This is a genomic window from uncultured Alistipes sp. (assembly GCF_902388705.1).
GTDB lineage: Bacteria > Bacteroidota > Bacteroidia > Bacteroidales > Rikenellaceae > Alistipes.
Window position 1 is genome coordinate 1 of record NZ_CABMQJ010000060.1, and the last position, 11,917, is coordinate 11,917.

Consider the following 11,917-nt stretch of genomic DNA (forward strand, 5'->3'; position numbering starts at 1 on the left):
GGATTCGCCGTCGGACGGACGTCCGCCGTAGGCACTCCCTGCGCCGCGGCCGCCGTAACCGTTGTTGCCGCCCGCACGGCCCGCTCCCTGCTGTTTCTGCTGGAAACGGTAGTCGAAACGGCGGCGCAGCTCGTCGATGGCCGAAGCCCCGGCCCCGTCGGGCGAACGGCGCGGACGATCCAAATCAAAATCGGCCTCAATAAATCGAGGGTCTAATTCATGCAAAAAACGACTTGGCCTGGCCAACTCCCTCTCTCTTGTTCTGAAATTCAACCGCATTTCAGTACAAGATATGGAAACTGAAATTTTAGCTCGCGTAATGGCCACATAAAATAAGCGCCGTTCTTCTTCCAGCCCATCGAGCGATTCTGCAGTACGCATTGACGGGAAAAGCCCTTCTTCGACACCGACAAGATATACATAATCATATTCCAATCCCTTTGAAGAGTGGATTGTCATTAAGGTCACTCTATTATTATTTTCGGGGTCATCTTTTTTATCGGCATCAGTCATCAACATCATACTTTGCAACCATTCTTCAATGGTTGCAATCTCTTCCGGATTGCGAGTCCCTTCGTCGATCTCCAGCTTACATCTGTCCTCAAACTCTTGCATCGATTTCAACAACTCAACGACCGGATTCTCTTTGTCATCCCATATTGATGAGATATCCAGCATATTTTCCGCACAATAGGCAGCAACGACCCCCGATTTAGCAAGAACCTCTTGTCCGAAATCGGAAACACTTTTGCTGCTGCGGGACAGCGATAAAGCACGTATTATTGACACGAACTCGGAAACTTTGCGTGCGATCGTTCGTTTAATCGGATCTGTAGCAGGTTCTCTCACTAATGCATCCACAGCTTCCCACATTGACACACCTTTATCTGCCGCCAGTTGAGAAATTCGTTCAACAGTCGTTTCACCGATACCACGCGTTGGGTAGTTGACAATACGGCGGAAAGCCTCATCATCGTGAGGATTTATTACCAAACGGATATAAGACAACAAATCTTTAATGACCTTATGGTCATAAAATGATGAACCCTTATAAATCCGATAAGGAATACTGAATGCACGAAGCTGATTCTCTAAAGCACGTGATTGATTATTTGTACGATAAAGAATCACTATATCCGATAAATCACAGCCTGTTTCGCCAACTACGGTTCGTATGTTGGCAGCGACCTTTTCAGCCTCCTGATGTTCATCGTAAGCCCTCCAAATACGAATCGGCTCGCCCACGTCGCCCGCCGAGAAGCAGTGCTTCTCCATGCGTTTGGAGTTGCGGACGATAACCGAGTTGGCCGCGTCGACGATCGTGCGCGTCGAACGGTAGTTCTGCTCCAGTTTGAACACCATGGCATCGGGGAAATCCTTTTTGAAAGAGAGGATATTCTCGATTTTGGCGCCGCGGAACGAATAAATCGACTGCGCGTCGTCGCCCACCACGCAGACCTTGGAATGCAGCTGCGACAGGCGGCGGATAATGACGTACTGCGCATAGTTGGTGTCCTGGTACTCGTCCACGAGGATGTACCTGAACAGCTCCTGGTAACGCGCCAGCACGTCGGGGGCGTCGCGCAGCAGGATGTTGGTCTGCAGCAGCAAATCGTCGAAGTCCATCGCCCCGTTGCGTTTGCAGCGCTGGCAGTAGATGTTGTAGATATTGCCGAACTCGGGAATCTGCGCCTGCCGGTCTTCGGCGGCGTAGACCGTATTGGCCAGGTAGGCCCCAGGCGTCACCAGGCAGTTTTTGGCATAGGATATGCGCGAAGCCAGCAGGTTGGGCTTGTATTTCTCGTCCGGAAGGTTCAGCTCGCGGACGATGGTCTTGATGAGGTTCTTGCAGTCCGACGGCTCGTAGATGGTGAACGACTCGGGAAAACCGATTCGTTCGGCGTTCTCCCGCAGAATCCGGGAAAAAACCGAGTGGAACGTGCCCATGCGGATATAGCGGCTGCGGTTGTCGGGAAGCATCTGCGCGATGCGCTCGCGCATCTGCTGGGCGGCTTTATTGGTAAAGGTGAGCGCCAGGATGTTGAACGGCGCCACGCCCTGTTCGATCATATAGGCGATACGTGCGGTCAGCACGCGGGTTTTGCCCGAACCGGCGCCCGCGATGATAAGCGACGGGGAATCGTAATTGATTACGGCGTCGTGCTGTGCGGGGTTCAGGCCTTGTAATATCGGTGAAGAGTTGGATTCCATGACCGCAAAGTTAATAAGAATTAAGAAAGAATTTTTCAAAGAAAATAATATCTTTGCATTGCTAACGTTAAAAAACTAAATCCGACAACAATACGGCAACGTTTTCGTCAAGCGGGTGCAAAGGCTGCGGGCAGACGATGCCGGGCGCAGAAAATAAAGCATGAAATTCAACATACAATAAAACAATGAGCGAAGTCATCAACATCAAAGAACTCAACGAGCGCATCGAACGCGAATCGGTATTCGTCGATACGCTCCGCACGGAAATGGGCAAGGTCATCGTCGGCCAGAGCCACCTGGTCGACACGCTGCTGATCGGCCTGCTGTCGAACGGACACATCCTGCTGGAGGGAGTCCCCGGACTGGCCAAAACACTGGCCATCACGACGCTGGCAAAAGCCGTCGACGCCTGCTTCTCGCGTATACAGTTCACCCCCGACCTGCTGCCGGCCGATTTGATCGGTACGCTGATATACTCGCAGAAAAACGAGGAGTTCATCGTCAAGAAGGGCCCCGTGTTCGCCAACTTCGTGCTGGCGGACGAAATCAACCGCTCCCCGGCCAAGGTGCAGTCGGCACTGCTCGAGGCCATGCAGGAGCGGCAGGTGACCATCGGCGACCAGACCTATCCGCTGCCCCAGCCGTTCCTCGTGCTGGCCACGCAGAACCCGCTGGAGCAGGAGGGCACCTACCCGCTGCCCGAGGCGCAGGTCGACCGTTTCATGCTCAAGGCCAAAATCTCCTACCCCAAGAAGCAGGAGGAGCGCGACATCGTGCGCATGAACCTCTCGGGCGCAGGCATGCCCGAGGTCAACAAGGTCATCTCGCCCGAGGACATCATCAAGGCCCGCAAGGTCGTGGAGGACGTCTACATGGACGAGAAAATCGAAAAATACATCATCGACATCATCTTCGCCACGCGCGAACCTGCGGAATACAACCTCCAGAAGCTGCAGAACCTGATTGCATACGGCGGTTCGCCCCGTGCGTCGATTTCGCTGGCCAAGGCCGCACGCGCCTACGCCTTCATCCGCCGCCGCGGCTACGTCATTCCCGAGGACGTGCGCGCCGTCTGCCACGACGTGCTGCGCCACCGTATCGGCCTGACGTACGAGGCCGAGGCCGAAAACATCACTTCGGAAGAGATCATCACCGACATCCTCAACAACGTAATCGTACCCTAACGATGCAGCAGACCGAGAACGATATTCTGAAACGCGTCCGTAAGATCGAAATCAAGACCCGCGGTCTTTCGAACGAGATCTTCGCCGGAAAGTACCATACGGCTTTCCGCGGACGGGGCATGTCGTTTTCCGAAGTCAGGGAGTACCGTGCGGGCGACGACGTGAGGGACATCGACTGGAACGTGACGGCGCGCTCGCGCAAACCCCACATCAAAATCTACGAGGAGGAGCGCGAGCTGACGATGATGTTGCTGGTCGACGTTTCCGCTTCGCGCATGTTCGGCTCGACCGACCGGCTGAAGAAGAACATCATCACCGAAATCGCCGCCGTGCTGGCATTCTCCGCGGCGCAGAACAACGACAAGGTGGGCTGCATCTTCTTTTCGGACAAGGTCGAGAAGTTCATTCCCCCCAAGAAGGGGCGCAGCCATATCCTGATGATAATACGCGAACTGGTCGGCTTCCGCCCCGAATCGGCGGGCACGAAGCTCTCCGAACCGGTGCGCTTCCTCACCAACGTCAACAAGAAGCGCTGTACGACGTTCATCCTCTCGGACTTCATGGATTCGGCCAAAGACAAGGGCGCGTTGGAAGACGCGCTGAAAATCGCCGGCGGCAAACACGACCTGGTGGGCATCCGCGTCTACGACCCCCGCGAAACGGAGCTGCCCGACGTGGGCATCGTGGAGCTGAAAGACGCCGAAAGCGGCCGCAAAGTCTGGGTCGACACCTCGTCGCGCGCCGTGCGGGAGCATTACGCCCGGAATTGGCAGCGCCGCAGCGCGGAAATCGAATCGACGCTCAAGCACAACCGCATCGACTCGGCGATGATTTCGACCGACGGCGACTATGTGGCCGAACTGATAAAACTGTTCAAACAGCGATGAAACGACTTTTTACAACCCTATTGCTCCTGATGGGGGCCGCCGCACAGGCACAGCCCAACGTTCCGACCATAACGGCGCACATAGCGCCCGACAGCATCCTGATAGGCGACCGGTTCGACCTGGTGGTCGACGTGGACAAGGATTTGGTGCAGGTGGTGGAGTTTCCCCAATTCGAGAACAAGCCGGGAAGTCCCGTCGAACTGTACAAGGAACACCCGATCGACACGCTCGAACGCGACGGCCGCCACCTCAAACTGCGCAAACGCTACACGCTGGCGGCGTTCGAAGAGGGTAAATGGAACCTCGGCAGGCCCGCCGTGCTGTATGCCGACAAGAATATCGTCGACACGCTCTGGGCGCGCGATTCGGTTTACCTCGAAGTGGCAACGTTTCAAATCGACTCGACGTCGCAGTCGATTTACGACGTGAAGCCCCAATGGAACCTGCCGTTCCGTTTCGGGGAGGTCAGTGGTTACGCCCAATGGGGTGCGCTCGCGCTGTTGCTGCTGCTGGCTGCCGCCTATGCGCTGAAACGCTACCTCGAAAGCCGCGGCAAGCGGTTCGGCGACCTGTTCAAGGCCGCACCGCCGCAGCCGCCGCACGTCGTGGCAATCAAGGCGCTGGAGGCGCTGCACCACCAGAAGCTGTGGCAGAACAACAAGCACAAGCAGTATTACTCGGCCCTGACGGACATCCTGCGCACCTACATCGCGGCGCGCTGGAGCATCGGGGCCATGGAGATGACCTCGGACGAGATTATCGAGGCGATGCGCTCGGCGGGGCTGCCCGACAAGGCCGGCATGGATTTGACGGCGATTCTGCGCGACGCCGACCTGGTGAAATTCGCCAAGGCGACGCCCGAGGCCGAGCAGAACGAGGCCGACTACCTCAAGGCTTACTACTTCGTCGAGGAAACGAAACTCGCCGAGGAGGAGCCGACGGAAGAGCCCGACCCGATGAACAACCAAAACACGTAACAAGATGTACAGACTCCTATACATGGTATTCCTTTTTGCCGCCCTCGGGGCCTCGGCGCAGAACATGCCCGAGCGCAGCGAGGTGCGCCGCGGCAACCGGCAATACAACAAGGGCAACTACGAGAAGAGCATCGAACGTTACGAGCGCGCCCTGGGGGCCGCACCGGAGTCGTTCGAAGCGATTTACAACCTCGGAAACGCCCTGTACAAAGCCGAACGCTTCGACAAGGCCGAGCAGACCATGCGCAAGGCCGCGGCCGATTCGCTGCGGGCGGACGGGGAGCGCGCCGAGGCGTTCTACAACCTCGGGAACGCCCAGTTCAAGCAGCAGAAATACAAAGAGGCGCTGGAAAGCTACAAACAGTCGCTGCGGCTGAATCCCGACGACCAGGAGGCCAAATACAACTATGCCTACACCAAACGCCTGCTCGACGAGAACAAGGACGGCGGCGGTGGCGGCAACGACGACCAGAACCAGGACAAAGACCAGAACCAGGATCAGCAGCAACAAGGCGGCGGAGAGGACAAACAGGACAAACAGGACGGCGACCGGCAGCAAGACGACCAGAATCAGCAGGGCGACGACCAGGAGCAGCAGGGCGAGCAGCAGAATCCCCCGCAGCCGGACAAGGGCGACGAGGGCGATGAGCAGGGAGAGCAGCAGCCCGTTCCGGCGGGTATCTCCCCGCAGGAGCAGGAGCAGATGCTCGACGCCATACAGGCACAGGAAGACCGCACGCAGGACAAGCTCAAAGAGAAACAGGGCGTCGTGGTGCGCGGAAAGAAAAACTGGTAAAACAAGGGAACTATGCATTTCGCATCACCATATTATCTGTGGCTGTTGTCGGCACTCGTGCCGATGATCGCCTACTACGTCTGGCGGACGTTGCAGGGAGGCGCGGCAATCCAGATATCGACCGTCGAGGGCGTCGTGCGCGCACCGAAGACCGTGCGCTACTACCTGCGGCACCTGCCGTTCGTACTGCGTGCCGCGGCGTTCGCGCTGCTGATCGTGGCGCTGGCCCGTCCGCAGGACGTCGAACGGCTCTCGCGCACCAACACCGAGGGTATCGACATCATGCTCGCCATCGACGTTTCGGGCTCGATGCTCGCCCGCGACTTCCGGCCCGACCGCATCACGGCGGCCAAAGAGGTGGCCGGCGCGTTCGTCGCCGACCGCTACGGCGACCGTATCGGACTGGTGGCCTTCGCAGGCGAAGCATTCACGCAGAGCCCGCTGACCACCGACCAGGGAACCCTGCAGACCCTGCTGGCGCGCATCCGAAGCGGCCTGATAGAGGACGGCACGGCAATCGGCAACGGACTGGCGACGGCAATAAACCGCCTGCGCGAAAGCGAGGCCAAGTCGAAAGTCATCATCCTGCTGACCGACGGCGTGAACAACCGCGGCGAAATAGCGCCCCTCACGGCGGCCGAAATCGCCAAGGCACAGGGCATCCGCGTATACACGATCGGCGTCGGCACGGAGGGCATGGCCCCCTATCCGGCCGTCGACATCTACGGAACGCCCACCGGGGGCACGGTGATGGCCAAGGTCGAAATCGACGAAAAGACCCTGCGCTCGATTGCCGAAATGACCGGCGGCGAATATTTCCGCGCCACGGACAAAGCCAAGCTGAAAGCCATATACGACCAAATCAACCAGTTGGAAAAGAGCAAAGTGGAGGTCACGGAGCACGTCACCTACCACGAACAGTACCTCCTGTGGGTGCTGGCGGGACTGGTTCTGCTGCTCGCCGAGTTCCTGCTCTCGAACCTGGTGCTCAAACGGATACCTTAACCGGAAATACGGCTCCGGCCCCGGCAAAGCCCTCCCTTTGCCGGCGGAAAGATTCAGGAGGGAATGTCGCTTTCCGACGGGCACGGCAGGTGCCTTAATGCAGACCCGGCGGGTCGGACAGCGACAGTGAACCGCAAAACAATCCGCCGGGCCCGCACTCGTTATGTTCAGATTCGCAAATCCGCAATATCTCTGGCTGCTGCTGGTCGTACCGGCACTCATCCTGCTGTTCTGGGCCGCGGCACGCAACCGCCGCAAACGGCTCGCACGCTTCGGACGCCCCGAAGTGCTGGACGAGCTGATGCCCGAGGTTTCGACCGGGCGCACCCTGCTGAAATTCATCCTTTTCTGCACGGCCGTCGCCCTGACGGTGCTGGCAGCGGCACGCCCGCAGTTCGGCTCGAAACTCCGCGAAGAGAAAGCGCAGGGCGTCGAGATGATGCTCGTGGTCGACGTGTCGAACTCGATGCTGGCCGAAGATTTCGAACCCAACCGCCTCGAGCGGACGAAATACGCCGTCAACAAACTTTTCGACGGTTTGCAGCAGGACCGCGTGGGGCTGATCGTCTTTGCCGGGGAACCCAAGGTGCAGCTGCCGATCACCTCGGACTACCGCATGGCCAAGGCTTTCGCCAAGCGCATCGACCCCTCGCTGGTGGCGGCGCAGGGCACGGCCATCGGCAAGGCGCTGTCGCAGGCGCTGCTGTCGTTCTCGGGCGAAACCGAGGATTCCCACAGCCGCGTCATCATCCTCGTCACGGACGGTGAAAACCACGACGACGACGCACTGGCCGCCGCACGGAGGGCTGCCGAAATGGGCATTCGCATCTACACCATCGGCATCGGCACCCCCGAAGGCGCCCCGATTCAGATCGGCGGCGAATTCATCAAGGACGAAAAGGGCGACATGGTGGTTTCGAAGCTCAACGAGGAGATGCTCGCACAAATCGCCGACATCACGGGCGGCGTCTATGTCCGCTCGACGAAGCAGTCGATCGGCCTCGACGAAATCGTGAAGAGCATCAACGAAATGGAGCAGACCGAACTCTCGATGATGCGCTTCGAGGAGTTCAACGAGCAGTACCAGTACCTGCTCATCGCGGCACTCGTGCTGCTGCTCGCCGAGTTCCTGCTGCTCGACCGCCGCAACCCGCTGCTGGCGCACCTCAACATCTTCCGCGAGTAGCCGTCCGAAGGGGGGGGGCAATAAGGGACAGGCAGCCATTCTGCGCAGGCCGGCACCTGCCGGGCCGCACGACACGCAACCAAAACCCACGAGATATGACGAGTATCAGGAATAAATGCGTGCTTATCACAGGCGGAGCCTCGGGAATCGGGCGTATCATGGGCCGCGTGGCCCTCGAGAAAGGCGCCCGGAAAGTAATCGTCTGGGACATCAACCAACAGAACATCGACAAAACCCTCGCGGAATACGCCGCCCCGGAACGGACGGCGGGCTACCGCGTGGACGTCGCCGACAACGACGCCGTGGCCGCGGCCTACGCCCGCACGCGGAGCGAATGCGGCGACACGGACATCCTCGTCAACTGCGCGGGCATCATCACCGGCAACAAGACATTCGACAAACAAAGCATGGAGGAAATCGTGCGCACGATGGAGGTGAACGCCCTGGCGCCGATGGCCCTCTGTTTGCAGGTGCTTCCCGATATGATTGCGCGCGATTCGGGACATATCTGCAACATCAGTTCGGCGGCTGGCATGATTGCCAACCCCCGCATGTCGGTCTACGCGGCCAGCAAATGGGCCGTCGTCGGCTGGTCGGACTCGGTGCGCATCGAACTGCGCGAAGCCCGCAGCCGGGTACGCATCACCACCATCGCACCCTACTACATCGGCACGGGCATGTTCGAGGGCGTGCGCTCGCGGCTCATGCCGATCCTCGACCCGGAAAAAACGGCCCGCAAAATCATCCGCGCCATCGAGCGCGAGCGCGGTTTCAGGGGCATCCCGTGGGGATTCCACCTGATTCGCTTCGTGCAGGGCATCCTGCCCACGGCGTGGTTCGATTGCATCATCGGCCGCTGGTGCGGCATCTACTCCACCATGAACCATTTCACCGGACGCAAACAACAAAGCCTATGACCGTCGAAAACACACCGCAGGATCGTATCGCCGCCGTCACCGCGGCCCAGAAAACGTTTTTCCGCTCGGGGGCGACACTCCCCGAAACGTTCCGCCGCGGGATGCTCCGCCGCTTGGAAGAGGCGCTCCGCACGTGGGAAAAGCCCCTCTGCGAAGCACTGTGGGCCGACCTGCACAAATCCTGCGAGGAGGCTTACCTCACCGAAATAAGCATCATCCGGGGCGAGGTGCGCAACCACCTGCGCCACCTGCACCGCTGGATGCGTCCCCGGCGGCGGCCGACGCCGCTCAAGCTCTTTCCGGCAAGCAGCCGTATCGTGACCGAACCGCTCGGCACGGCGCTAATCGTCGCCCCGTGGAACTACCCCGTGCAACTGCTGCTCAACCCGCTCGTCGGGGCGATTTCGGCGGGATGCACGGCCGTGCTGAAGCCGTCGCCCTACACGCCGCACGTGGCGGAGGCAATCGGGAGGATGGTGGCCGAAACCTTTCCCGAGGAGTACATCGCCGTGGTGCAGGGCAACCGCGACGTGAACACCCTGCTGCTGGCCGAACGCTGGGACCTGATTTTCTTCACGGGCAGCCCCGCGCTGGGACGAATCGTAATGGCCGCGGCGGCGGAGCACCTCACGCCAGTCGTCCTCGAGTTGGGCGGCAAAAGCCCCTGCATCGTCGACCGCGGCGCCGACATCGACGTAGCCGCACGCCGCATCGCATGGGGCAAGACGCTCAACGCCGGGCAGACCTGCATCGCCCCCGACTACCTGCTCATACACGCCGAAGTCAGCGAACGGTTTACGGAAGCCTACGCCAAGGCGCTCAAAAGCCTGCACGGCGACGACGCGCAGCAGAGCCCCCACTACGTGCGGATGGTCAACGACCGTGCGTTCGAGCGCGTCGCGGGTTATCTCGAGGAGGGTAAAATCCTGCTCGGAGGGCGCACCGACCGGGCGGATCACTACATCGAACCCACCCTGCTGGCGGAGGCGGATCCGGCGGCGCCCGTCATGCGGGAAGAGATATTCGGCCCCGTGCTGCCGATGCGGACGTTCCAAAACACGGACGAAGCCGTGGCATTCGTCACGGAGCGGGAAAAACCGCTGGCGCTCTACTACTTCGGCGACCGCAGCACGGCGAAAAGGGTGCTGCGCCGCACCTCGTCGGGCGGGGCGTGCATCGACGACACCATCATGCACATCGCCAACGACCGCCTGCCGTTCGGCGGCGTGGGCAACTCGGGCATGGGGCGCTACCACGGACGCGACAGCTACGACGCCTTCTCGCACCGGCGCGGGGTGGTCGCGACCCCGATATGGGTCGACCTGCCGTTCCGCTACGCGCCCTACAGGTTCTTCAAGTGGGTGAAAGGAATCCTGTAAGGGAGCTCCCCGTTTCAACGATAGTAAGTCCCTGCCGCAATTGTTGCGGCAGGGACGGTTTTTCCGGGGCTTCCGCAAGTTTCCTTTTTCCGGAATATCGGAACGCCGGAGCGGGAATCCGCGGAATTTTACTACCTTTGCGGCGCAGGCCCGCCTTGTCGCTGCCGGCTTCGGCCGGGGGAGGAAAGTCCGGGCAACACAGAGCACCGCGCAAGCTAACGACTTGATATTCGTGAGGGTATAGAAGCGTAACAGAGAACGACCGCCCGCAGGGGATTTGCTTAAATCCCGGCAGGTAAGGGTGAAAAGGCGGGGTAAGAGCCCACCGCGGGGGCAGCGATGTCACCCGGCAGTACGTCTCGCGGGTTGCAAGACCGTGTATACCGGCAATTAAGGGTTGCTCGCCCGATGCCGGGGGGTAGGTTGCTAGAGGCGGCAGGTGACTGCCGTCCCAGATAAATGACAGGGGCCCGGGCATCGTCCCGGGAACAGAACCCGGCTTACAGGGCCTGCACGTACGGGGATGCCGCTTTTCGCAGCATCCCCTTTTTCATGCCCCCGGCGCAAGCAGCAAAGGCAGCGGACGAAAAAACCGGGGGGGGGCAGAGACAGAGGGGAGCCCCGGAAAGAACGGGGGGGGGCGGGAAACCCCGGCAGCAAACGGACAGACGGCGCAGGAACGGCGGGAAACCGACGAGGAAACCGGCAGGCAGACAGCGGGCAGGCTGCGGGCAGGCTGCGGGCAGGAATGGCGAATTGGCAGCGACGAATAGCGGGCAGATTGCGCACGAACGGCAGGAAAACCGGCAGGCAGACAGCGGGCAGGCTGCGCAGGAATGGCGGAATGCCCGGCGGGACACACTGTCCGCCAGTCTTTCGCTCCGGCAGGCACCCTGTCCGGGGGCAGGCGGCAGGTTGGCATTTTTTTTGACACTTCCGCCGCAATGGCGAACCTGCGCGAACATATCCGGCAAAGCAGCGGCTACAAATGGTGGATACTGGGCATGATTATGCTCGGGACATTCATGGCCGTACTGGACGTGACGGTGGTCAACGTCGGGCTGCCGGCCATCATGTCGGCGTTCGGCATCGGCATCTCGACGGCCGAATGGGTCATCACGGCCTACATGATAACCATGACAATCATGCTCCCCTCGGCCGGGTGGTTCGCCGACCGCTTCGGAAACAAACGCATCTACATCCTCGGGCTGGTGCTCTTCACGCTGGGTTCGTGGCTTTGCGGAAAAGCTTCGGGCGACATGTTCCTGATTGCCTCGCGCGCCCTGCAGGGCGTCGGCAGCGGCATCATCCAGTCGCTGGGCCTGGCCATCGTAACGCGCGAGTTCCGGCCCGAGCAGCGGGGCCTCGCCCTCGG

The 11,917-nt window shown here is 60.1% G+C and carries 10 protein-coding genes and 1 other RNA gene; 10 read left to right on the forward strand and 1 reads right to left on the reverse strand.

Features of this window, described 5'->3' with window-relative positions:
• Window positions 1-2,211, reverse strand: a 2,211-nt coding sequence (locus tag QZT71_RS10615; RefSeq protein WP_295915895.1) for an ATP-dependent helicase, incomplete at its 3' end; no start/stop codon positions are given.
• A gap of 185 nt (window positions 2,212-2,396) precedes the next feature.
• Here QZT71_RS10615 and QZT71_RS10620 point away from each other — a divergent pair.
• From QZT71_RS10620 to QZT71_RS10665, 10 genes are all read left to right on the forward strand, one after another.
• Window positions 2,397-3,395, forward strand: coding sequence for a MoxR family ATPase (locus QZT71_RS10620; RefSeq protein WP_295915899.1), 999 nt, complete (start codon window positions 2,397-2,399; stop codon window positions 3,393-3,395).
• Between the two features lie 2 nt (window positions 3,396-3,397).
• Window positions 3,398-4,282, forward strand: coding sequence for a DUF58 domain-containing protein (locus QZT71_RS10625; protein ID WP_295915904.1), 885 nt, complete (start codon window positions 3,398-3,400; stop codon window positions 4,280-4,282).
• On the forward strand, window positions 4,279-5,259 hold the full coding sequence (locus QZT71_RS10630; protein WP_295915906.1) for a hypothetical protein: 981 nt from the start codon (window positions 4,279-4,281) through the stop codon (window positions 5,257-5,259). The genes QZT71_RS10625 and QZT71_RS10630 overlap by 4 nt, the downstream gene beginning before the upstream one ends.
• 4 nt (window positions 5,260-5,263) lie before the next feature.
• Window positions 5,264-6,055 (forward strand): tetratricopeptide repeat protein, encoded by a 792-nt coding sequence (locus tag QZT71_RS10635; protein WP_295915907.1) that lies wholly within the window; start codon window positions 5,264-5,266, stop codon window positions 6,053-6,055.
• Between the two features lie 12 nt (window positions 6,056-6,067).
• Window positions 6,068-7,060, forward strand: a complete 993-nt coding sequence (locus tag QZT71_RS10640; protein WP_295915909.1) for a VWA domain-containing protein — start codon at window positions 6,068-6,070, stop codon at window positions 7,058-7,060.
• 163 nt (window positions 7,061-7,223) lie between these two features.
• Window positions 7,224-8,246, forward strand: coding sequence for a VWA domain-containing protein (locus tag QZT71_RS10645; protein WP_295915912.1), 1,023 nt, complete (start codon window positions 7,224-7,226; stop codon window positions 8,244-8,246).
• Between the two features lie 95 nt (window positions 8,247-8,341).
• Window positions 8,342-9,163, forward strand: a complete 822-nt coding sequence (locus QZT71_RS10650) for an SDR family NAD(P)-dependent oxidoreductase (RefSeq protein WP_295915915.1) — start codon at window positions 8,342-8,344, stop codon at window positions 9,161-9,163.
• On the forward strand, window positions 9,160-10,542 hold the full coding sequence (locus tag QZT71_RS10655; RefSeq protein ID WP_295915918.1) for an aldehyde dehydrogenase: 1,383 nt from the start codon (window positions 9,160-9,162) through the stop codon (window positions 10,540-10,542). The genes QZT71_RS10650 and QZT71_RS10655 overlap by 4 nt, the downstream gene beginning before the upstream one ends.
• Window positions 10,543-10,684: 142 nt before the next feature.
• Window positions 10,685-11,061: RNase P RNA component class A (gene rnpB, locus QZT71_RS10660), an RNA gene on the forward strand.
• A gap of 425 nt (window positions 11,062-11,486) precedes the next feature.
• The coding region (locus tag QZT71_RS10665; RefSeq protein ID WP_295915919.1) for an MFS transporter at window positions 11,487-11,917 on the forward strand (431 nt) is incomplete at its 3' end.

Coding starts and splice junctions, on each gene's coding strand:
- QZT71_RS10620 (WP_295915899.1), top strand. CDS start 2,397: ATGAGCGAAGTCATCAACATCAAAGAACTCAACGAGCGCATCGAACGC.
- QZT71_RS10625 (WP_295915904.1), top strand. CDS start 3,398: ATGCAGCAGACCGAGAACGATATTCTGAAACGCGTCCGTAAGATCGAA.
- QZT71_RS10630 (WP_295915906.1), top strand. CDS start 4,279: ATGAAACGACTTTTTACAACCCTATTGCTCCTGATGGGGGCCGCCGCA.
- QZT71_RS10635 (WP_295915907.1), top strand. CDS start 5,264: ATGTACAGACTCCTATACATGGTATTCCTTTTTGCCGCCCTCGGGGCC.
- QZT71_RS10640 (WP_295915909.1), top strand. CDS start 6,068: ATGCATTTCGCATCACCATATTATCTGTGGCTGTTGTCGGCACTCGTG.
- QZT71_RS10645 (WP_295915912.1), top strand. CDS start 7,224: ATGTTCAGATTCGCAAATCCGCAATATCTCTGGCTGCTGCTGGTCGTA.
- QZT71_RS10650 (WP_295915915.1), top strand. CDS start 8,342: ATGACGAGTATCAGGAATAAATGCGTGCTTATCACAGGCGGAGCCTCG.
- QZT71_RS10655 (WP_295915918.1), top strand. CDS start 9,160: ATGACCGTCGAAAACACACCGCAGGATCGTATCGCCGCCGTCACCGCG.